Origin of the sequence: Burkholderia sp. Ac-20344, from assembly GCF_017104975.1 — a bacterium.
GTDB lineage: Bacteria > Pseudomonadota > Gammaproteobacteria > Burkholderiales > Burkholderiaceae > Burkholderia.
In genome coordinates, this window is sequence record NZ_JAAGPP010000020.1 from 1 (window position 1) to 20812 (window position 20812).

21 protein-coding genes and 1 pseudogene are annotated in these 20812 nt (G+C 67.3%); 1 reads left to right on the top strand and 21 read right to left on the bottom strand.

Annotated features, from left to right (window positions below; genetic code table 11):
• From G3N64_RS09120 to G3N64_RS09200, 17 genes and pseudogenes are all read right to left on the bottom strand, one after another.
• On the bottom strand, positions 1–186 hold a 186-nt coding region (locus G3N64_RS09120; RefSeq protein WP_205783537.1), incomplete at its 3' end, for a hypothetical protein.
• Positions 161–1093 (bottom strand): family 2A encapsulin nanocompartment shell protein, encoded by a 933-nt coding sequence (locus G3N64_RS09125; RefSeq protein ID WP_006479760.1) that lies wholly within the window; start codon positions 1091–1093, stop codon positions 161–163. The genes G3N64_RS09125 and G3N64_RS09120, both read right to left, overlap by 26 nt.
• A gap of 143 nt (positions 1094–1236) precedes the next feature.
• Positions 1237–1458, bottom strand: coding sequence for a helix-turn-helix transcriptional regulator (locus G3N64_RS09130; protein ID WP_006484517.1), 222 nt, complete (start codon positions 1456–1458; stop codon positions 1237–1239).
• An 8-nt stretch (positions 1459–1466) separates the two neighbouring features.
• Complete coding sequence (epsC, locus tag G3N64_RS09135) at positions 1467–2405, bottom strand: serine O-acetyltransferase EpsC (RefSeq protein ID WP_205783538.1); 939 nt, start codon at positions 2403–2405, stop codon at positions 1467–1469.
• A gap of 28 nt (positions 2406–2433) precedes the next feature.
• Positions 2434–2904: a rhodanese-like domain-containing protein gene (locus G3N64_RS09140; protein WP_205783539.1), complete on the bottom strand. Its 471-nt coding sequence runs from the start codon at positions 2902–2904 to the stop codon at positions 2434–2436.
• Positions 2905–3330: 426 nt separating this feature from the next.
• Positions 3331–4731, bottom strand: coding sequence for an amidase family protein (locus G3N64_RS09145; RefSeq protein ID WP_205783540.1), 1401 nt, complete (start codon positions 4729–4731; stop codon positions 3331–3333).
• Positions 4732–4813: 82 nt separating this feature from the next.
• Complete coding sequence (locus tag G3N64_RS09150) at positions 4814–5605, bottom strand: alpha/beta hydrolase (protein ID WP_205783541.1); 792 nt, start codon at positions 5603–5605, stop codon at positions 4814–4816.
• 84 nt (positions 5606–5689) lie between these two features.
• A pseudogene (locus tag G3N64_RS09155) lies at positions 5690–6031 on the bottom strand (DUF4148 domain-containing protein); the annotation flags it as partial.
• A 300-nt stretch (positions 6032–6331) separates the two neighbouring features.
• Positions 6332–6874 (bottom strand): cytochrome P460 family protein, encoded by a 543-nt coding sequence (locus G3N64_RS09160; protein WP_205783543.1) that lies wholly within the window; start codon positions 6872–6874, stop codon positions 6332–6334.
• Positions 6874–7917 carry an alpha/beta hydrolase gene (locus G3N64_RS09165; protein ID WP_205783544.1) on the bottom strand — a complete coding sequence of 348 codons (1044 nt, stop codon included), beginning with the start codon at positions 7915–7917 and terminating at the stop codon, positions 6874–6876. Before G3N64_RS09165 ends, G3N64_RS09160 begins: the two co-directional genes overlap by 1 nt.
• A gap of 268 nt (positions 7918–8185) precedes the next feature.
• On the bottom strand, positions 8186–8440 hold the full coding sequence (locus G3N64_RS09170; RefSeq protein ID WP_205783545.1) for an RNA-binding protein: 255 nt from the start codon (positions 8438–8440) through the stop codon (positions 8186–8188).
• Between the two features lie 29 nt (positions 8441–8469).
• Positions 8470–9648: an acetate/propionate family kinase gene (locus G3N64_RS09175; protein WP_205783546.1), complete on the bottom strand. Its 1179-nt coding sequence runs from the start codon at positions 9646–9648 to the stop codon at positions 8470–8472.
• Entirely contained in the window at positions 9636–10589 is a 954-nt protein-coding gene (locus G3N64_RS09180; protein ID WP_205783547.1) for a phosphate acetyltransferase, read from the bottom strand. Before G3N64_RS09180 ends, G3N64_RS09175 begins: the two co-directional genes overlap by 13 nt.
• Before the next feature lie 19 nt (positions 10590–10608).
• Positions 10609–12930 (bottom strand): DUF3141 domain-containing protein, encoded by a 2322-nt coding sequence (locus G3N64_RS09185; protein ID WP_205783548.1) that lies wholly within the window; start codon positions 12928–12930, stop codon positions 10609–10611.
• A 70-nt stretch (positions 12931–13000) separates the two neighbouring features.
• The gene (gene fabI / locus G3N64_RS09190; protein ID WP_205783605.1) at positions 13001–13780 is read right to left on the bottom strand and encodes an enoyl-ACP reductase FabI; all 780 of its coding nucleotides are present in this window, start codon (positions 13778–13780) and stop codon (positions 13001–13003) included.
• Positions 13781–14186: 406 nt separating this feature from the next.
• On the bottom strand, positions 14187–15464 hold the full coding sequence (locus G3N64_RS09195) for an epoxide hydrolase family protein (RefSeq protein WP_205783549.1): 1278 nt from the start codon (positions 15462–15464) through the stop codon (positions 14187–14189).
• A gap of 204 nt (positions 15465–15668) precedes the next feature.
• Positions 15669–16373 (bottom strand): SDR family oxidoreductase, encoded by a 705-nt coding sequence (locus G3N64_RS09200; RefSeq protein WP_039354670.1) that lies wholly within the window; start codon positions 16371–16373, stop codon positions 15669–15671.
• A gap of 134 nt (positions 16374–16507) precedes the next feature.
• Between G3N64_RS09200 and gcvA the strand changes: the two genes are divergently transcribed.
• Positions 16508–17401, top strand: a complete 894-nt coding sequence (gene gcvA / locus G3N64_RS09205; protein ID WP_205783550.1) for a transcriptional regulator GcvA — start codon at positions 16508–16510, stop codon at positions 17399–17401.
• A gap of 16 nt (positions 17402–17417) precedes the next feature.
• On the opposite strand, the gene G3N64_RS09210 is transcribed toward gcvA, so the two are convergent.
• From G3N64_RS09210 to G3N64_RS09225, 4 genes are all read right to left on the bottom strand, one after another.
• Complete coding sequence (locus G3N64_RS09210; RefSeq protein ID WP_205783551.1) at positions 17418–18014, bottom strand: pyridoxamine 5'-phosphate oxidase family protein; 597 nt, start codon at positions 18012–18014, stop codon at positions 17418–17420.
• Positions 18015–18109: 95 nt separating this feature from the next.
• Positions 18110–18301, bottom strand: coding sequence for a hypothetical protein (locus G3N64_RS09215; protein ID WP_205783552.1), 192 nt, complete (start codon positions 18299–18301; stop codon positions 18110–18112).
• Positions 18302–18313: 12 nt separating this feature from the next.
• Positions 18314–19513: a PLP-dependent aminotransferase family protein gene (locus G3N64_RS09220; RefSeq protein WP_205783553.1), complete on the bottom strand. Its 1200-nt coding sequence runs from the start codon at positions 19511–19513 to the stop codon at positions 18314–18316.
• A 313-nt stretch (positions 19514–19826) separates the two neighbouring features.
• On the bottom strand, positions 19827–20801 hold the full coding sequence (locus G3N64_RS09225) for a hypothetical protein (RefSeq protein ID WP_205783554.1): 975 nt from the start codon (positions 20799–20801) through the stop codon (positions 19827–19829).
• Positions 20802–20812 lie beyond the last annotated feature (11 nt).

The window sequence follows — 20812 nt, forward strand, 5'->3', positions numbered from 1 at the left end:
GACCGCGCCGCTGCCCGCCGACAGCCCGGGCGCGGTGGCCTGCCCGGGCGGCGTCGAGAAGAACTCGGACGCGAGCCGCGCAAGCGTCGCGGGATCGGGCAAGCCGGCCGGCAGCGGCGCGTGCGGCAGCGCGTGCGCGTCGCCGCCGGCCAGGCCGGGATTAACGGTAGGTGTCGGGATAGTCATGGAACTTGGCGATTTCGACGTCATCGAGGACAGCCAGCGCATCCGGCGAATGGACCGCGAGCGAGCAATACAGCGAGATCAGGTACGACGCGATCGCCTGGTTGTTGATCCCCATGAAGCGCACCGACAGGCCCGGGCCCTGCTCGCCCGCGACACCCGGCTGATAGAGGCCGACCACACCTTGCCGCTTGTCGCCGACGCGCAGCAGCAGGATCTTGGTCTTGCCGTCCGCGACCGGCACCTTGTCCGACGGGATCAGCGGAATGCCGCGCCACGTGAGGAACTGCGAGCCGAACAGGCTGACCGTCGGCGGCGGCACGCCGCGCCGCGTGCATTCGCGGCCGAACGCGGCGATCGCGAGCGGGTGCGTGAGGAAGAACGCGGGCTCCTTCCACACCTTGGTCAGCAGCTCGTCGAGATCGTCCGGCGTCGGCGCGCCCGTCAGCGGGAAGATCCGCTGCTCGTCGGTCACGTTCGCGAGCAGCCCGTAGTCGGGGTTGTTGATCAGTTGGCTTTCCTGCAGCTCCTTGATCGTCTCGATCGTCAGGCGCAGCTGTTCCTTGATCTGGTCATGAGGACTGCTGTAAAGATCGGAGATCCGCGTATGCACGTCGAGCACCGTGCTCACCGCATTCAGGAAGTATTCGCGCGGCTGTTCCTCGTACGGCACGAAGGTCTGCGGCAGCACGCTTTCGTCCTCGAGCTGCGTGCACGCGGCGCGCACGGCTTCCGGGTTCTTCACCTGGTTCAGGCGATAGATGCCGGCCTCGACCGGTACCCATTGCAGCAGGTGGGTCAGCCAGCGCGGCGTGATCGTGGAAAGCTGGGGGACGGTCTTGGTAGCGTTCGCTAGTTGGCGGGCGGCGTGATCGCTCAGCGCGGCCGTGCCGCTTGCAACGGTCGACATGTGTGGCTCCGGGTTCTTAAGATGAAAAACGGGATTGCTTATGACGCTCGGTGATTATCGGAAGCACGCACCTGCCGGCTCAACATGCTATAGCCGTCATGTCGCGTGCAACCGAAAAGGAAAAGGAAAGAAACGAAGCGGCCTCAGGTGACGTATGCGCCCGGCAGCAGCGTCGAGATCGACACGTCGAATGCGCGCGCGATCTTGTCGGCCGTGACGATCGACGCGATCGCCTCGCCGCGCTCGATCTCGCCGACATACGAACGGTTCAGCCCCGCATGCTCGGCAAGCTGCTCCTGCGACCACGTGCGCGCTTCGCGCAGCTTGCGCACGGTGGCGCCGAAGTGATGGATGAGGTCGCTCATCACGCCCCCTATGCGACGGACGCCGCCGCGCGCGGCGCGACGTTCGCTTCGCTGCGCAGCACGGCCTGCGTGATGTTCGCGCCGGCCGGCACGTCCTGCGTGAGCCACACGTTGCCGCCGATCACCGCGCCGCGCCCGATCGTCACGCGGCCGAGGATCGTTGCGCCTGCATAGATCACCACGTCGTCCTCGACGATCGGATGGCGTGCGAGCCCCTTCTCCAGATGGCCGGCCGCATCGCGCGGAAAGCGCTTCGCGCCGAGCGTGACGGCCTGGTAGACGCGCACGCGCTCGCCGATGATTGCCGTCTCGCCGATCACGACGCCGGTGCCATGGTCGATGAAGAAGCCCGCGCCGATGCGCGCGCCCGGATGAATGTCGATGCCCGTCTCCGCGTGCGCCTGCTCGGCGATGATCCGCGCGAGCAGCGGCAGGCCGAGCCCGTACAGCTCGTGCGCGAGCCGGTGGTGGATCATCGCGAGGATGCCCGGGTAGCACAGCAGCACCTCGTCGACGCTGCCGGCCGCCGGATCGCCGTGGAATGCGGCCAGCACGTCGCTGTCGAGCAGCCGGCGGATCTCGGGCAGGCGCACGGCGAATGCCTGCACGGCCGTCGACGCGACGTCATCGACGTTGTCGACCGGCCCGTCGGCATTGCGCTGCCGCGCCGCGTAGCGCAATTCCAGCTTCACCTGCGCGAGCAACGCGTTCAGCGCCGCATCGAGCGCATGGGCCACGTGAAAGTTCTCGCTCTCCTGGCGCAGGTCGGGCGGCCCGAGCCGCATCGGGAACAGCACGCCCTTCAGCGCGCCGATGATCTGCGCGAGCGCCTCGCGCGCCGGCAGGTCGCGCCCGCCCGGTTCGAGCGAGCGCCGCTGCTTCTCGCGCCACGCGCGGCGCACGCTTTGCAGCGATTGAACGATGTCGTCGATGTCGAATGCGGCCATGCTGCTTTCTCCCTGTAACGGCCGTGAATCAGTCCTGCGCCCACGGCAGGCCGCGAAAGCGCCAGCCGTTGCTGCCGCCGCGATGCTGCCGTTCGTCGAGGTCGCCCTCGAACCCTTCGAGCACGTTGAATACCTGCGTGAAGCCGCCCTTAGCCGCGGCTTCCGCCGCCTGCGCGGACCGGTTGCCGCTGCGGCACAGCAGCAGCACGACGGCGTCCTTGCCGGTCTTCGCTTCCAGCTCGCGCACGAAGCGCGGATTGCGCGTCAGGCTCGTGCCCGTCGCCCACGGCACATGCAGCGATTCCGGCACGTGGCCGACGAATTTCCGCTCCTCGGCGGTGCGCACGTCCACCAGCAATGCATCGCCGGACGAGAACAGCGCCCACGCCACTTCCGGCGCGACGCCGCCCGCGTAAGGCGTGCCGGCCGCTGCCGCGGCTGCGCGCGCGTCTTCGAGCGCCTGTTGCGCAGCGGTTCGTTCTTCCAATGCAACCGTCATGACACTTCCTTGTTTTCGTTGATTCGTATGATCAAAAAACACCGGGAAAGCGGCCGTTGCAGCTTGCGTGCTGTCTATAGCCGTCAGCACCACTATGCGAGCGCGGCCGGGCAAGCAGAACCAATAAAAATTCATTTCCTAATCAGCGGCACGGGGAATGCAATAGCAGACGCGCGCTATCCGCGCGGGGGCGCTGGCGAGCAGGACAGGTGGAATGGTGACCGTTCGATGTCGCGCATCGAAGGACTTTGAAAGGAATTGCGGGAGGCGATCAACGCGGCGTGGGGCGCGTCGTAACGGAATCCGAAATGGAGCGCATGCGCGGGCGCGCATGCCTGGACGACTCACGAAATCCGGCTGGCTGCGGAATGCATCGGCACGACGCCCGATGGGCATCGCCGATGCATTCGCCTGTCCGTCAACCGGTCACTTCACCGGGTCGACCGGCTCGACCGGCTCGCCGCGCGCTTCGATATCGCGCCCCGCGAGCAGGCACAGATCCTCGCGATGATGCGCGGCGACCACCTGCACACCGACCGGCACGCCATTCACGAGCGCCGTCGTCACGGCCAGCCCCGGCAGCCCCATCGCCGGCAGCGCGCGCAACGTGAGCTGCGCCTCCCACACGCGATCGAATCCGTCCTGCCCCTGCCGGTCGAGATCGTCCGGAAACGGCAGCTCCGACGACACCGGCAACAGCACGACCGCATACTCGTCGAGAAACAGCCGCCACTGCCGCGTCAGCGTCGTGCGCCGGACGAGCGCGCGGCTGATCACGTCGGCCGGCAGATCGCGCACCTTGCCGCGCACGGTCTCGACCACGGCAGCCGCGCCCGGATCGCCGTCGCCGGCCACCGCGTTCGCCAGCGCATCGAAACCGTCGCCGAGCCAGAGCTGCTCCTGCAACAGGGCAGCCTCGCGCATCGGCGGCGTGTCGTCGATTTCGTCGACGGTCCAGCCGGCATCGACAAGCCGTCGCGCGGCATCGCGCAACGCGGCCTCGACCTCGGGCACGACCTGCAGGCCGCCCGGCCGCACGCACAGCGCCGCGCGCTTCGGCACTTCGCGCCCGTCGAACGGCACCGCCACGTGCCACGGATCGCGCGGGTCCGGCACGGCGAACGCACGCAGCGCGAGCGCGAGATCGTCGATCGTGCGTGCAATCGGCCCCGCCGTCGACATCAGTTGCGCGCCGATCGCACGTTCGGGCGACGAGGCATTGAACGCCGGCACGCGTCCGAGCGACGGCCGGATGCCGTGCACGCCGCAGGCATAGGCCGGGTAGCGCACCGAGCCGCCGATGTCGGTGCCGACGGCAAGCGGACCGATTCCGGCGGCCACGGCCGCTGCCGCGCCGCCGCTCGATCCGCCCGGCGTCAGCGACGGATTGCGCGGATTGCGCGTGTGGCCATGCACGAGATTCGACGTGAACCAGCGCAACGCGAACGTCGGCGAGTTGGTGCGGCCGAGCAGGATCGCGCCGGCCTTTCGGAGGTTGCCGACCACCGGGCTGTCGGCGCGCGCGATCAGGTTCTCCTGCAGGCGCGTGCCGTTGGTCGTCGCGAAGTCCGCCTGGTCGATGTTGATCTTCACGGTGACCGGCACGCCCGCGAGCGGCCCCGGATCGTCGCCGCACGCGATCGCGCGATCGATTTCATCCGCCTGCCGCCGTACGTCGTCGGGCCGGTGTTCGATCACCGCGTTGATCGCCGGATTCACCGTGTCGAGACGATCGAGCACCGCGTCGGCCACTTCGCGTGCGGACACGTCACGATGCCGCACGCGTTTCGCGAGTTCGGTTGCCGGCAGTTGCCAAAGCTGCGTCATGACTTCTCCTTGTGGAAGGGCATCACAATCACTGACGGCACCGCACTGCTTCGACGATCCGAAAGCGCGGCGCCGCGTTCACTCACTGCGTATCCTGCTTCGCGCGTTCGGCGGCCGCGATGATCGCGTCGGCCACGGCCTTCGGCTGGCTCAGCATCGCGACATGGCTGCCGTTCACGCGCGTGACCGTCGCGCCGATCCGCTTCGCCATCGCTTCCTGCAGCTTCGGGGCGATCATCTTGTCCTGCGTCGCGATGACGAACGTCGACGGCTTCGCATGCCATGCGGCCTGCGCGACCTTCTCCGAGATGCAACCGCCATACCACGGCCCCTGGGTCGCCGCGACGATGCGCTGCTGCGCGGGCGGCAGGTCCGGCGCGAAATCCTGCGCGATCGCCTTGTCCGACAGCGTGGCGAAACCGCCCGCGTCCTTGCGCAGCTCACCGGCCCACGCGGGCGCCGGCAGCCCCTGCGTGACGTCGGCGATCGACTGGCCGTTGTCGGGCGCGAACGCGGCGACGTACACGAGCGACTTCACCTTGTCGTTGTTGCCCGCATCGCTGATCACGACGCCGGCCCACGAATGGCCGACCAGCACGACCGGCCCCTTCTGCTCGTCGATCGTGCGCTTCGTCGCGGCCGCGTCGTCGGCGAGCGAGCTCAACGGATTCTGCACCGACACCACGTGCAGTCCGCGCGCCTCGAGCAGCGGAATCACGCGGTTCCAGCTCGACCCGTCGGCGAACGCGCCGTGCACGAGCACGACGTTGGTGCCCTTCAGGTCGTCCTTCGGCGCAGCCTGCGCCGCGACTGCACCGAACAGTCCGCCGATCACCACGGCGGACACCAGAACGCGTTTCATCAAACCGGCCATCGTCATGCTCCTTGCTCTGTTGTGTTGTTCAAATGAAGTGCTGCATTGGCGGTCGCGCCTCCATGCGCCAGGCGCGGCCCCGGATCACGAATGCGCGTACAGGTCACCGGCGCCGTTCTGCGCGGTGCGCCCTTGTGCCTCGCCACGATGGCTGGCGGGCGTCGACGCATCGGCCACGTTGTCGCCTTGCGACTTCGACGGGCCGTTCTGGTCGGAACGCGCGACCACCTGCAGCGCGGCAGTGATGTCATCCGGGTAGTGCGGCTCGCTGCGGGCCGGATCGTAGCCGGCCTGTTCGAGGCGGACGAGTTCGGCGCGTACGTCGGCGCGCGTCAGGGCGTGGCCGGTATCGGCGAACGACAATGCGGGAGCAGCGGCGAGCACGGCAACGGCGAGGATTCGAGCGGCTTTCATGAAGGTTCTCCTTGAAGGAAGGTGGTCGGTCGATCATTCGGCATCCGATCCAGATCGTCTGGCATCGAACGTTTCCTGCATGTCGACAGTAGAACCCGCGCACGTATCTGCCATGTTTCCAGAACCGGTGCTTTCTGCATGCCAGTTTTTCAGGAGCGGCCGCAGATACAGTGCGATACACACCCGGCTACCGCATCGTTCACGGCCCTGTCCGCCGAAGTGTTCCCCCGAAGCGCACCCGCCATGAAAAAAGGCGTGCCACGCGCGGCACGCCTTTCCGTCGAACCCGTCAAACCCGTCAAACCGCACCCGTCACGGCGCGAGCCGCGTGAACACGTAGTCGTGGTTCTTCACACGCGCCTGGTGGCACGCAAAGCACGTCTGATGCTGGCCGATATCGGCCGGCACGCCGTTGATGAAACGCCCGAAACCCCAGCCGCCCGTCGACGCATAGCGGCGCGAGTCCTTCACCATCACCTGCACGGTCGTCGCCTGGCCCGGCACCGTCGCCGACGGGAACTCGTCGGACTGCTTGCGCTTGTACGCGAGCTTCACGAGGATCGTGCCGTCCGGGAACGGCAGCGTCGCCTTTTCGAGCGCGCGCATCGCGACGGGGTTGCCGAGCACCACGCGCAGTTCGTCGAGCGGTGCGGCTTCCTCGGCCGGCGCCACCATTTCCCACTTCCGGTAGCCGGGCGGGATCGTCACGCCGTAGATCGGCGACGCGGCGGCGGCCGGCTTCGGCTGCTCCGCGAACGCGGCCGGCCCGCTCGCCGACCACGCGCCGGCCAGCAGCACGCCCGCGACCAGCGCACGGCGCGCGCCGCGATGTATCACATCCACGCGAGCCCGCATCACAGGTGCTCCACTTGCAGGATCGCGTCCGCGAACGCCTGCGGCGCTTCCTGCGGCAGGTTGTGGCCGATGCCGCCGGTGATCGTCCGGTGCTGGTACTTGCCCGTGAACTTCTTCGCGTATGCGGCCGGTTCCGGATGCGGCGCACCGTTCGCGTCGCCTTCCATCGTGATCGTCGGCACCGTGATCGCGGGCCCGGCGGCGAGACGCCGCTCGATGTCGTCGTATTGCGCCTCGCCCTTCGCGAGCCCGAGGCGCCAGCGATAGTTGTGGATCACGATGGCCACGTGATCGGGATTCTGGAACGACGCGGCCGAGCGTGCATAGGTTTCGTCGGAGAACTGCCACTTCGGCGACGCGAGCTGCCAGATCAGCTTGTTGAACGCATCGCGGTTCGCCGTGTAGCCCAGCACGCCACGCTCGGTCGTGAAGTAGAACTGATACCACCACTGGAACTCGGCCTGCGGCGGCAGCGGCTTGGCGTTCGCCGCCTGGCTGCCGATCAGGTAGCCGCTCACCGACACCAGCGCATTCACGCGCTGCGGCCACAGCGCCGCGATGATGTCGGCCGTGCGCGCCCCCCAGTCGTAGCCGCCGAACACCGCGCGGTCGATCTTCAGTGCATCCATCAGCGCGATGATGTCGACGGCCGTCACGGCCTGCTGGCCGTTGCGCACCGTGTCGGCCGAGCGGAACGTCGTCGACCCGTAGCCGCGCAGGTACGGCACGATCACGCGATAGCCGGCCGCGACGAGCAGCGGCGCGACTTCCGCGTAGCTGTAGATGTCGTACGGCCAGCCGTGCAGCAGGAACACGACGGGGCCTTTCTTCGGCCCGAGGTCCGCATACCCGACGTTGAGCACGCCCGCGTCGATCTGATGGATCGCACCCAGCGACGCGGCGCCGGCCGCGCGCTTCGCAGAAGGTGCATCGGGCGCCGACTGCGCATGCGCCAGGGCGCTGAAGCCGAGGTCGGCGAGGCTCAGGCTCGCCAGCGTCGTACCCAGGATCAGGCGGCGGCGGGTGTTCACGGTATCGGGCATGACTCGTTCTCCATTGTCGATCGCTAAGGAAGGAGCCCGCGGCACGTGCGGGCAGACGGATATCACCGTTCGCAGCGGCGGCGCTTGGCACCGCGCCGCCGTGTGAATCGCTTCACCGGATTTATACCCGAGCCCTGCGGAGGCTTTGTATCCCAACGTATCTGAGTGCGAACACGACACACGGCGATTCAAAAATCGGGCTGGAGACGCGCATTGGCGGGGCCCCGACCCGCATCACCGCCCGCTCCACGCTGACGCACGAAGCCGTTCAGTCCTTCCGGTCCGGCAGGATATGCGCACGAATCGACCGGCCCCGCCACGATATGTGGTCGATCCGCGCGCGCAGCGTGTAGAGCGCCACCGACGACAGCGTGCTGAACCTGAGCAGCGCGATCGGGTTGCCAATTCCCGCCGGCACGCGCTCGATCGAATCGAACAGCGGGAATCCGTACTGACTCAGGAACGCGCCGACCTCGTCGTCGCGAGCGTGTTCCTCGACATTGACCAGCAACAGTTCGGCCATGACGGCTCCTTTCTTCGTTCGTCCGTCCGTCAACGGATCAGCCGGCGCGTATGGTGCGCGATCATCAGTTCTTCGTTGGTCGGGATCACCCACGCCGGTACGCGGCTCGACGCCGTCGCGATCAACGGCCCGCCGGCCTGGTTCGCTTCGACATCGATCTCGACGCCGAGCCACGCCGCACGGCGCATCACCCCTTCGCGAATCGCCGCCGCGTGCTCGCCGATCCCCGCGGTGAAGACGACGGCGTCGAGGCCCTCCATGGCGGCGGCGAGCGAACCGAGTTCGCGCGATATGCGGTAGATGTACAGCTCGATCGCGAAGCGCGCGTGCGGGTCGTCGCTCGCGAGCAAAGTCCGCATGTCGCTCGACATGCCGGAAACCCCGAGCAACCCGGAGCGCCGATAGAGCAGATCCTCGACGGCGCGCACGTCCATCCCGAGTTCTTCCATCAGGAAGAGCACGACGCCCGGATCCAGGGTGCCGCAACGCGTGCCCATCGGCAGCCCGTCGACCGCCGTGAACCCCATCGTGCTCGCGACGCTCTTGCCTGCAACGAGCGCACACATGCTCGCGCCGTTGCCGAGGTGGGCGACGACCGTGCGCCCGCGCGCCGCCTGCGGCGCGACGTCGGGCAGCACGCTCGCGATGTACTCGTACGAGAGCCCGTGGAAACCGTAGCGGCGCACGCCCCGGGCGGTGATCGACGCGGGCAGCGCGAACGCCTGGGCCACCGCGGGCTGCGTGCAGTGGAACGCCGTGTCGAAGCAGGCCACCTGCTCGATACCGGGCTGCACCGCTTCGAGGATGCGAATCGGCGTGAGGTTGTGCGGTTGATGCAACGGCGCGAGCGGGGTGAGCTTTTCCAGTTCGGCCACGATCTCGTGCGTGACGCGCACCGGGCCGCTGAAGCGTTGCCCACCGTGCACGACGCGATGGCCCACCGCCGCGAGACGGTGCCCTTCCCGGTGATCCTCCAGGAACGCGGCGATCTGCTCGAGCCCTTCGCGATGGCCGAACGTATCGCCGCCGGCCCATTGCCGCTCGTGACGTTCCGCGTGATGGTCGACGGCGCTGAAGTGCGCGGTGGCCGTATACAGGCCGTCGACCTCACCGTGCACGATCAGCCCGAGCGTGTCCCCCTGCACGTCGAATGCGGAAAACTTGATGCTCGACGAGCCGGCATTCAACACCAGAATCACGTCTGCCATGGCGTCACCTCGCGCGTGGCCGCTTCGCGCTGCGCGTTCGCGACGAGCATCGCGACCGCGCATGACGCCAGCCGGGCGATCAACGAATCGGCACGACTCGTCAGGATGACCGGCACGCGCGCGCCGAGCACGATCCCCGCCGCGTCCGCGCCGGCCAGGAACGACAGGCTCTTGGCGAGCATGTTGCCCGCTTCGAGGTCCGGCACCATCAGCACGTTCGCATGCCCGGCCACCGGCGAATCGATCTGCTTGATGCGCGCGGCCTCGGGATCGATCGCGTTGTCGAGCGCAAGGGGGCCGTCGACGAGCGCGCCGGTAATCTGCCGCCGGTCCACCATCTTGCACAGTGCGGCGGCGTCGAGCGTCGACGGCACTTTCGGGTTGACCGTCTCCATGGCCGACAGGATCGCCACGTAGACCTGCGGAAACGCCAGCGCATGCGCAAGATCGATCGCGTTCTGCAGGATGTCGACCTTTTCCTCGAGCGTCGGCGCGATATTGATCGCCGCGTCGGTCACGATCAGCGGATCGGCATGCGCGGGCACGTCCATGACGAAGCAATGGCTGATGCGCCGGCCCGTGCGCAATCCGGTATCGTGCCGCACCACTTCGGCCATGAGTTCGTCGGTGTGCAGGCTGCCCTTCATCAGCGCGGACGCCCGGCCGTCGCGTACCAGTCGCACCGCCGCGGCGGCCGACGCTTCGCTGTACGGCGCATCGACGATCTCGTGATCGCTGATCGACAGCCCGCATTCCGCGGCGGTCGTTTCGATACGTGCACGCGGGCCGACCAGGATCGGCTCGATCAGCCCCTGGCGCGCCGCCTCCAGCGCCCCCTCGAGCGAGCTTCGATCGCACGGATGCGCAACGGCCGTCGGCATCGGCGCCAGCGTCCGGCAGTGTTCGATGAGGCGGTGATATTTCTCGTGTCTGGTTTCCATCGCGGTTCCTTGCTGTCCGTCACTGCACACGATCGAGGGCCGCCACTGGCCCCTTCGCCGGCCGCTGCGCGGGTGGCGCGCCCAGCACCGCGCGGATGCGTTGCAGGGCCGCCCACTGTTGCTCGCTCACCGATGCGCTTTGCACGCGCGGATCGCCCAGCAGCTTGTCCAGCAACGTCAGCAGCCGCTGGCGGTCCTCCGGCCGGGCAAGCAGTGCCGGCAGCGTGGCGACGGCCTGTTGCGGCGCGTAAGTCGCGATGATTTCCTGCTCGCCATAGATGCGCCGCCACTGGTCGTGCGGGAGGTCCGGCAGGTACTCGGTGTAGGTTTCGGCGAGTTCACGCTCGGTCGCGAGCCGCGCCAGCGGAAACGGTTCGCCGCTGCGCTCGAGCAGAAACGCCGCGCGCGCCACCGCTTCGGTGTAGCCGCCCCGGTCGACCGACGCGAGCGCCTCCTTCACGAACGGCAGGTCGCGCGGATCCTTCGCCACGGGCGACGCGGCATGACGCTCGCAATACTGCTCGGCGAAATGAAGCATGAACGGCTGGGTGTACAGCGTGAAGAACAGCGACTCGATGCTTGCATCGCGCATCGCGCGGAAATAGTCGAGCGATGCGCTGACGATGTCCGAGCCGCGGCGTTCGAGTTCGCGCCACGGCTCGATATCGTCGGCCGGCTGGCGGTGGGCCCTGGCCGTATCGGCGGCCGGCTTCAGCCAGCGCAGCCAGGGATTCAGGTCCGAAACCGCCCAGCGCTGAACGCGCAGCGGATGAAAATCGCGCAACAGCCGTGCCGTGTTCTCGTTCGATGCCTGCTGCACGAACGGCTGCATGAACAGTTCATAGGCGCGCTGCGTGAATTCGGACAGCTCGGCGACGGCCTCGAACGCATGTTCGTCCTTGCGCCCGAAGCGGTTGAAGTATTGCGCGATCTCTTCGAGACGGTGCTCGGCGAACGTGACGTCGTAAGCAACCTTCCCGTCGGCGCCTTTCACCTCCTCGATCGACATCGCATAAAGCCCGGGCGGCAGCGTTTCGACAGCATCCAGCACGCTGACGATCTGTGCGTGCTCCTTCTTCGCGACCTTGCCCGACACGAAGATGCCGAGATGCCCGACATCCGCTTCCATCAACCCGATGATGACCTGCCCGCGCGACTTGATCTCCTCCGTGCTGCCGTAGATGTCCGCGACCCAGTTGAACGCCTGCTGCGGCGGCGTGATGTTGTCGCCCATCGACGCGAACAGGATGATCGGCGAGCGGATCTCGCGCAGGTCGAACGCCTTGCCCGCCCCGTCCCGCACCTCGCCGGACCAGAGCTTGTTGCCGATGAACAGGTTGCGCGTGATCCACTCGATCTCTTCGCGGTTCATCAGGTAGTAGCCGCCCCACCAGCGCTCGAACTCGAGGAAGCGCGGCGGCTCGGTGTCGATGTTGTCGTACACGTGGTAATACTTGTCCCACAACGTATTCGCCGGGTTCAGGTTCTCGAAGTTCTGCACGAGATACGCGCCGTCGAACTTGCCGTTGCCCAGGTCCGACGCGAACGATGCGAGCCAGGTGCCGCCGAGCAAGCCGCCGGCATAGCGCATCGGATTGTCGCCGGGCCCGTCGCTCCACGCCCCGCTCCAGTACGACATCGGCGCGCCGTTGATGACGATCGGGCCCGTATCGTCCGCCGACGAGCTCGCGAGCATCATCGCTGCCCAGCCGCCCTGGCAGTTGCCGACGATGGCCGGCTTGAGGCTGTCCGGATGCAGTTCCCGCACTTTCCGGACGAATGCCTGTTCCGCCGCGCACACGTCGAGCAACGTCTGGCCGGGCTCGGGCTCCTGGAAGAACACGACGAAATACACGGGATGCCCCGCGCGCAACGCCACGCCGACCTGCGAATCGTCCTTGAAGCCGCCGATACCGGGGCCGTGCCCCGCGCGCGGATCGATGATCAGGTAAGGCCGCTTGGCGGCATCGACGATCACGCCGTCCGGCGGCTGGATGTGAACGAGCGCGTAATTGACGGGCCGGGCGAACTGCCTGCCGTCGAGCACGACGTCGTAGTCGAAATGAAGCACCGGCTTGAGCCCCTGGGCCGTGCGCTCGACGTATTGCGTGCCGCGCTCGCGCAGCGTGTCCCAGAACAGCAGCGAGCGCTGTGCGGCGTCGACCGCGTAATGCCATGCGCTCAGCGGCGAGAATGGCGTGGCGAAGGGGTCGCGGCCGTCGAGTGCTTCGCCCAACCGTTTCCCGTACTGCTCCAGCGCGTGCTGCGTGCGCTTTTGCAGGACGTGGACAATCTCCGCGGCGATCTCATGACTGCGCGCCAGTTGCGTGGCAGCATCCATAACACTGTTCTCCAGAAGGGCAAGGTGAATCCCGACGCATTCCGGGAGCGGCCGCCTCGCGTCGGCCGAGTCAGCCGAGCACGTGCATCCCCGCGTCGATGTAGTGAATGCCGCCGGTCATCGCGCGTGCGGCGTCGCTGGCGAGAAAGGTGCACAGTGCGCCGACGTCGTCGATGTCGAGCGGCCGGCGCAACGGCGCACGCCGGGCGGTGTCGTCGAGCAGGTGATCGAAGTTCGGCAGCCCGGATGCCGCCCGCGTGGGCAGCGCGCCGGGCGAAACCGCATGCACGCGGATGCCTGCCGGCCCCAGTTCGACGGCGAGGTAGCGAACGGTGGCCTCCAGCGCCGCCTTGACCGGCCCCATCACGCCGTACTCCGCGATGACCTGGTCGGCGCCGATGTAGGTCATCGCCATCAGGCTGCCGCCGGATGTCATCAACGGCTCGGCAAGTTTCGCCATCCTGATGAATGAGTGGCAGGAGGTATCCATCGCACGTGCGAACCCTTCCGGCGAACTGTCGACGACCCGCCCGTGCAGATCGGCCCTGGGGGCATAGGCAACGGCATGCAGCAGGAAATCGAGGCCGCCCCACTTCTCGCCGATCGTGTCGAACAGCGCGCGCATCGGGTCGGCCCCGCTCACGTCGACGGGCATCGCAATCGCCGGCTTCAGCTGTTCCAGCAGCGGCTCGACGTAGGGCAACGCGCGATCGGATTGCCAGGTCACGGCCAGCTCGGCACCTGCTGCATGAAATGCGCGCGCACATCCCCAGGCGATGCTCTGCTCGTTCGCCAATCCGACGACGACGCCTCTTCGACCTTCAAGCGGCCGCACGCCATTGCAAGGCATGCGCGACTCGCGCACGTCGTCATTCGTCATCGCGAAACCTCGGGTCGTATTTTTTCACCGGGCGAAACTGTTAAAGGCCGATTGGCCTTTCTGCCGCGAGCCAATACACAGGACGATCGGTCCGCACGCATGTGCGGTCGCGAATCATTGTATTGAGGGTTTCAAACCATCAGATCATTCATGCGACATATTTTTGATTTCCATCAAAATCGCTTTGAAATCATACGATTACGACGGAATGTTTCGATCGGGAGCCGCGTATTCCATCGATATGTCATTCAATCGTGGGCGGAAGCGCGTGTTGCTTCTGCAGACGGAAAGGAAGTCACCGCCGTTTTCGCTATCAAACAGAAGCAAACGCGAGCCGCATGACTGCGCCGGCCCGCGTTCGCCCGTCCTCCCTCGCTTACGCGCGCCGCAACGGCCGGAACCCGGCACGCACCTCGCGAGCAAACAGTTCCGGCTCTTCCCATGCCGCGAAATGCCCGCCCTTGTCGACTTCGTTGAAGTAGATCAGGTTGTGATAGCTGCGCTCGGCCCAGCTGCGCGGCGTCTGGTAGATCTCGCCGGGGAACACCGTGATTGCCGCCGGCAGCGAGATGTCCACCGCGTTGAAGTTGTTCGAGTGATCCTCCCAGTAGATCTGCGCGGAGGACGTCGCGGTGTTGGTCAGCCAGTACAACGAGATGTCGTCGAGAATCTCGTCGCGCGGAATCGAGCGTTCCGGCACGCCGCCGCTGTACGTCCACTGCGAGATCTTGTCGTACATCCACGCAGCCTGCCCGGACGGCGAATCGGCGAGCGCATAGCCGACCGTCTGCGGGCGCGTGACCATCATTGCCGAGTAGCCGCAGTTGTCGCGATAGAACGTCGCGAGCTTCTCGTACGCGGCCTTCTCCTTCGGCGACAGCGAAGCCGGCGCCGGTGCGTCGATCTGCAGCAGCGTCGCGATGTCCGGCGGCACCGTCGCCGGCATGTTCACGTGGATCCCGGCCAGGCCCTGCACGCGCTGCATCGCCATCCGGTGCGAGATCACCGAGCCGCAGTCGCCGCCCTGCGACACGAAGCGCGTATAGCCGAGGCGCGCCATCAGCTCGCCCCATGCGCGCGCGATGTGATCCGAGCCCCAGCCGGTCTTCGTCGGACGTCCCGAGAAACCGAAGCCCGGCAGCGACGGCACGACGACGTGAAACGCATCGTCCGCGCTCGCGCCGTGCGCGGTCGGGTCGGTCAGCGGGCCAATCGCCTTCAGCAACTCGAAGATCGAGCCCGGCCAGCCGTGCGTCATGATCATCGGCATCGCGTTCGCGTGCCGCGAACGCACGTGAATGAAATGAATGTCGAGCCCGTCGATTTCCGTGATGAACATCGGGAAGCCGTTCAGGCGCGCCTCGCCCTTGCGCCAGTCGTAGTCGGTCCCCCAGTAACGCAGCAGCGCCTGCATGCGCGCGAGCCGCACGCCTTGCGATTCGTCGGCGACGGTCTCGCGGCCCGGCCAGCGCGTCGCGGCAATGCGGCGGCGCAGGTCGGCCACGGCGTCATCGGGAATGTGCGCGGTGAACGGGCGTATGCCGCTGTTGCCGGTCGCCGCATGCAGCGCGGTGGGCAGCATCGCCGAGACCCCGGCGGCCACGGATGTGGCCAGCAGGTGGCGACGCATCGGGGAAAACGGTGTGGAAGACATCGTTCGGCATCTCCTTTCGTGAAGTGGAAAGTGAACATGCCGCGCGCGGGAAACGCGCCTTCGCTTTCAATCCGGCGCACCCTCGTCACGCGGCGTCGCCCATTTGAAAGGTCTGATGTATCCGGGATTTGTCTGATTTGTACGCGTTTGTAGCGGTTGCGCGGCGAGCGGCCCGGCCGGTGCGGCCGCTCGCCGGTGCGACGCTCAGAGCGCCTTGACGATCGCGCCGTCGACGCGAATGTTCTGCCCGGTGATGTAGCCCGCGCCGTCGGACAGCAGGAACGCGACCGTCTTCGCGATCTCGCCGGTCTTGCCGAAGCGGCCCGCCGGGATGCGCGCGACGATCTCCGGCGTTTCCGGCCAGCTGTCGATGAAGCCCGGCAGCACCGCGTTCATCCGGATGTTCTCGGCCGCATAGCGTTCCGCGTAAAGCCGCGTCCACGCGCTCAGCGCCGCGCGCAGTGCCGACGAAACGGGCATCGGCTGCTCGGGCGCGTCCGCGGCGAAGCTCGAGATGTTGACCACCGCGCCGCCGCCCTGCTTCTGGAAGATCGGCGTCACGCGGCGCATCACGCGCACCACGTTCAGCAGGATCAGGTCGAGCCCCGCGTGCCAGTTGTCGTCGGTGATCGCCAGCAGCTCGCCCTTCGGCGGATGCCCGGTGTTGTTCACGACCGCATCGATGCGGCCGTAGCGCGCCACCGTTTCCTGCACGAGCCGGTCGATATCGGCTTCTTCCGTCACCGAGCCCTGGATGCCGAACCCGCCCAGTTCCTCGCCGAGCGCCACTGCGCTGCCCGACGGCGACATCAGCGCGACGCGATAGCCCGTCGCCGCCAGTTCGCGCGCGATCGCCGCGCCCATGCCCTTGCCCGCCGCCGTGATCAGCGCTACTTTTTCTACAGTCACGATTTGCTCCTCGTTCGATTCCTGCCGCCGCGCAGCCGCCGTTCGGCGCGCCATGGTGGTAATGTAGGCGCATCAATCACGACTGTCGAACCAGTATTTCTGCCTCCAGACGATAGTTTTTCTACAGCCTGACGATGCCGCCTCGCCCCTCCCGCCTGCCGCCGCTGAATGCGCTTCGCACGTTCGAAGTGTCCGCGCGGCACCTCAATTTCCGCGCCGCGGCCGACGAGATCGGCGTCACGCAGGGCGCCGTCGCGCAGCAGGTGCGCCATCTCGAGGACGTGCTCGGCCTGAAGCTGTTCGAACGCCTGCCGCGCGGCCTCGCGCTGACGCACGACGGCGCCGCGTATTTCTCCGACGTGCAGCGCGCGCTGCACGCGATCGCCGACGCGACCGACAAACTCGTGAAGCGGCGCGCCGCGCTAACCATCAGCACGACGCCGTCGTTCGCGTCGAAATGGCTGATTCCGCGGCTCGCGCAGTTCACCGATGCGCATCCCGACTACGACGTGCGCGTGATCGCCGACCCGCAGATCGCGACGTTCCGCCACGACGGCGTGGATCTCGCGATCCGCTACGGCAAGCCGCCGTTCGGCAAGCATCTCGCCACGCATGCGCTGTTCCCGCTCGACGTATGCGCCGTATGCAGCCCCGCGCTGCTGGCCGCGCCCGCGTCGCCGCGTGCACTCGCGGGCCACGTGCTGCTGCACGATGCGCACGACCTGTGGCCCGAGTTCCTCGCCGCGATGCCCGAGCCCGTCGACATCGATCCGCACAAGGGGCTGCGCTTCAACCAGACGTCGCTCGCGATCGATGCGGCGGTCGCCGGCCAGGGCATCGCGCTCGCCACCGATCCGCTCGTCGAGCGCGACATCGCAGCGGGCCGGCTGTGCAAGCCGTTCGATTTCGCGTTTCCGCTGTCGGTGGGGTTCTATCTCGTGTATCCGGCCGAGCGGCGCGATGACGACGCGATCGTCGTGATGCGCGAGTGGATGGCCACGCAGGCCGTGTCGGACGGGCGCCCTTGAGCGGGCTTCGGCAGCGTCAGGGCGCGACCCAGCGGCCTTCGTAGTCGCCTTCGTGCAGGTCGAATACCGCGCGGCGATGGCCGGCGCGCGCGAGTTCGAGCCAGTCGATGCGCGTCACGGTCACGTGAAGCAGGCAGAAATTTTCGTAGCCGTCGTCGGTGGGCGTTGCGCGTTGGCTCGCCGAAACATGCGCGGCTTCAGGCGACTCGACCGGCGTGCCCGGCGGCAACGGTGCGCGATACAGCAGCAGCGTATGCGGACGGCTCGATTGCCAGATCGCGCGCCGTTGCGCTTCGTCGTCGCAGATCGATGCAACACCTTCCACGCGAATCTGCACGAGCGCATCGAGATCGTTGGCGACGAGCGCGATGCGCGGATCGCGGCGCAGCTCCGCAACCTTCTCCGAACGCGCATCGGTATGAAACGACAGCACGCGCCCGGCGCGGCTCACCTGACGCAACACGATCGTGCGCACCTTCGGCGCGCCGTCGATGCCGAGCGTCGCGGCCTGCAACATCGTGAACGGCGAGCGCTGCGCGCTCACGCCGGATTCGAGGCAGGACCACAGACGCTCGTACGTTTGCGCGAGCGATTCGGACGTTGAGTCAGGCATGAAGGCGCGGCGCTCGTGCGGGTTGCGATCGCGCAAGCTTAACCGTTTGCAGCAGCGACGGCACGCGCGTGGCGCACCGGCCTATGCCGCGCGGCTCAGTTGTAGCCGAGCACGACCGATGCAGCGTCGCCGATGTCGCCCGCCAGCTCCGCGCCGAAGCGGCCGAGCACGTCGGCCACATACTGCGGCCCCGCGCCGATCTGCGACGACCGGTGCGCGACCGGCCGGCTATCGCCCACGCCCGGCGCTGCGCCCATCGATACGGTGTCGTTGACGGTGATATTCACGTTGATGTCTCCTCACGCGGCGAGCGCCGCACCATACGCGCGCACGAGTCGCGCAACGCCTTCCCGGATCGCGTCGACGTCCGGCGCGGCAAACGACAGGCGCAGCGAGGCCGCGTCGACGTTGTCCGCGAAGAATGCCTTGCCCGGCACGAACACGATCTTGTTCGCGATCGCCCGTTGCAGCAGCACGTCCGACGACACGGCGCCGATCCGCGCCCACACGAACATCCCGCCTTCGGGACGATGGAATTCGATCGCATCGCCAAGGCCGTCGCGCAACGCGTCGCACATCGCATCGCACTTGCGCTGGTAGGCGGCCGCGATGCGCGGCAGATGGCGTTCGAGCGCGCCGTCGGCGAGGTATTCGGCAGCGGTCGCCTGCGTCCACGGCGCGCTGCACAGATCGACCGTCTGCTTCGCGATCACGCAGCGCCGCGCGATCTCGGCCGGCGCGATCGTCCAGCCTACGCGCAGCCCAGGCGCGACGATCTTCGACAGGCTCGCGAAATGCACGATCCAGTCGCGTGCGCCGTCCACTTGATCGGCGAGCGCCAGCATCGACGGCACGGCTTCGCCCGCGAAACGCAGGTCGCCGTACGGATCGTCCTCGACGATCAGGAAACGGTATTGCACCGCGAGACGCAGCAGCTTCAGCCGGCGCTCGCGCGTGAGCGTCGCGCCCGTCGGGTTCGCGAAGGTCGGGACGGTGTAGAGCAGCTTCGGCTGCACGATCGCGCCGGACGCGAGCTGGTCGCCGAGACGATCGACGTCGAGGCCTTCGCCGTCGACCGGAATCGTCACGATGCGCGCCTGCTGCAGACGCATCGCCTGCAGCGTCGCCGGATAGGCCGGCTGCTCGGTCAGCACGACGTCGCCCGGCGACACCATCACGCGCAGCAGCAAGTCGAGGCCCTGCTGCGAACCGGTCGTCACGAGCAGTTCGGCCGCGGGGCAGGCCACGCCGCGACGCGCCATCAGCGCGATCAGTTGCTGTTTCAGTTCGGCGAGGCCGTCGGTCGGGCCGTATTGCAGGCAGCGCACGGGCTGCGCGTACGCGCGCTCGGCGGCTGCGTTCAGGCCGTCGACATCGAACAGGTCGCTGGCCGGATAGCCGCCCGCGAAGGAAATCATGCCCGGTTCGGACAGGTACTTGAACAGTTCGCGGATCGGCGAGCCGGCGGGATTCTGGAATGAGGGAGTGAACGCGTACATGTCGTCGTGAGCTGGATGGCGCGGATGGCCGGGATAGCCGCCCGATGCCGGCCACCGCGGCGCTTCTGGCGCCGGGGCGGTGAAATCGAGCCACGATTGTCGATAGTCATTAAGGCCGCGGCAAACGATATCTATGCACTAGGTCTTGCGGTTTGGTCATCAAATGGGGCTCGGGAAGGAGCAGCGAAGCGCCCTGTACGCCGGCGTTTCGACACCGGGTTCCAAACGTGTGTTACCGCGAGAAAGCCAATCCGCGCGATTGTTTCGCCATGCGCTCACCGTGCCCGCCCCGGCTCGCCGGGATCTCGCCGAATCAGTGCGCCGGCCCCGCAGGATCGGCCGGCGGCGGCTTGGGCTTCCACGTCGAAAGCGCGCGCGTGAGGTCGTCCGACACATAGTGCGGACCATCGAACAGATAGACCGGATAGCCGCGATACACCTGCAGTTGCTTGCCCAACTCGTCGGCGCTGGCTGAACGGAACCCGCCCCGCTCGGCGGGCCGGAACGCCTCGGCGATGACCCGCACGCGCCATTTTCCCAATTTTGAAACCAGCTCGTCGAGGTAGGTGCGCGCAACGTAGGGCTCGCGGGCATAGACGCCGCAGCCGTCCTGGAAGAACACGCCGACGTCCGCAGGCAGCCATGCTGCGAGCCAGTCGGCCAGCGCCTTTCCGCCGATATTGGTCTGGTCGTACACGCTCACCCAGAGCGGACGCGGCAGCCGCTGCAGGACCGCGGCGAGCTTCGGCGCATCCTGCCAGGTCGGATCGATCTCGACCGGGAAGTAGTACCCGGTGACATGCAGCGGAACCGGTGCGCGCGCCACTTCCAGGGATTGATCGGCGAGCGTCGACAGATGGGTGCGCGCACGTTTTTCGTCCTGGTAGCCGGCGAGGCCCAGGATCACGTTTCTGGCCCATGGCTCACGACCGATACGTTCCCAGTCGGGAAGGTGCGCAGCAGGCTGGATGTGGGTGTTGGCGATGTACGCGGTATCGTCGACGACGGTCCACTGGATCAGCAGATCGTGTACGCCGAGCATCTGCCAGTTGCCGACCGGATTCGTCGTCGAGTTGTCCACCTGCCAGACGATGCCGTCCGCGTGCACGTCGTGCGCGGACCAGCTGCAGGCAGCCACGACGAGCGATGCGCCGATCGCCGCGAGCGTCGCCGCCCGGGGCGAGCGCGGCGCGGCGGCGAGCGGGCCCGGGCCCGCTCGCACTGCGAGCCGAATCCGGCCCATGCGCTGTTGAATCCTGCGCAAGGCCGGGATCGCGTACGTGGTCATCGCTGGCTCTC

Bases quoted from the DNA above. Each gene is read 5' to 3' on its own strand.
- gcvA (WP_205783550.1), top strand. From the start codon at position 16,508: ATGCCGCCTCGCCCCTCCCGCCTGCCGCCGCTGAATGCGCTTCGCACG.
- G3N64_RS09175 (WP_205783546.1), bottom strand. From the start codon at position 9,648: ATGGCAGACGTGATTCTGGTGTTGAATGCCGGCTCGTCGAGCATCAAG.
- G3N64_RS09140 (WP_205783539.1), bottom strand. From the start codon at position 2,904: ATGACGGTTGCATTGGAAGAACGAACCGCTGCGCAACAGGCGCTCGAA.
- fabI (WP_205783605.1), bottom strand. From the start codon at position 13,780: ATGCCTTGCAATGGCGTGCGGCCGCTTGAAGGTCGAAGAGGCGTCGTC.
- G3N64_RS09165 (WP_205783544.1), bottom strand. From the start codon at position 7,917: ATGCCCGATACCGTGAACACCCGCCGCCGCCTGATCCTGGGTACGACG.
- G3N64_RS09125 (WP_006479760.1), bottom strand. From the start codon at position 1,093: ATGTCGACCGTTGCAAGCGGCACGGCCGCGCTGAGCGATCACGCCGCC.
- G3N64_RS09150 (WP_205783541.1), bottom strand. From the start codon at position 5,605: ATGGCCGGTTTGATGAAACGCGTTCTGGTGTCCGCCGTGGTGATCGGC.
- G3N64_RS09130 (WP_006484517.1), bottom strand. From the start codon at position 1,458: ATGAGCGACCTCATCCATCACTTCGGCGCCACCGTGCGCAAGCTGCGC.
- epsC (WP_205783538.1), bottom strand. From the start codon at position 2,405: ATGGCCGCATTCGACATCGACGACATCGTTCAATCGCTGCAAAGCGTG.
- G3N64_RS09185 (WP_205783548.1), bottom strand. From the start codon at position 12,930: ATGGATGCTGCCACGCAACTGGCGCGCAGTCATGAGATCGCCGCGGAG.
- G3N64_RS09210 (WP_205783551.1), bottom strand. From the start codon at position 18,014: ATGCCTGACTCAACGTCCGAATCGCTCGCGCAAACGTACGAGCGTCTG.
- G3N64_RS09160 (WP_205783543.1), bottom strand. From the start codon at position 6,874: ATGCGGGCTCGCGTGGATGTGATACATCGCGGCGCGCGCCGTGCGCTG.
- G3N64_RS09145 (WP_205783540.1), bottom strand. From the start codon at position 4,731: ATGACGCAGCTTTGGCAACTGCCGGCAACCGAACTCGCGAAACGCGTG.
- G3N64_RS09170 (WP_205783545.1), bottom strand. From the start codon at position 8,440: ATGGCCGAACTGTTGCTGGTCAATGTCGAGGAACACGCTCGCGACGAC.
- G3N64_RS09220 (WP_205783553.1), bottom strand. From the start codon at position 19,513: ATGTACGCGTTCACTCCCTCATTCCAGAATCCCGCCGGCTCGCCGATC.
- G3N64_RS09225 (WP_205783554.1), bottom strand. From the start codon at position 20,801: ATGACCACGTACGCGATCCCGGCCTTGCGCAGGATTCAACAGCGCATG.
- G3N64_RS09195 (WP_205783549.1), bottom strand. From the start codon at position 15,464: ATGTCTTCCACACCGTTTTCCCCGATGCGTCGCCACCTGCTGGCCACA.
- G3N64_RS09180 (WP_205783547.1), bottom strand. From the start codon at position 10,589: ATGGAAACCAGACACGAGAAATATCACCGCCTCATCGAACACTGCCGG.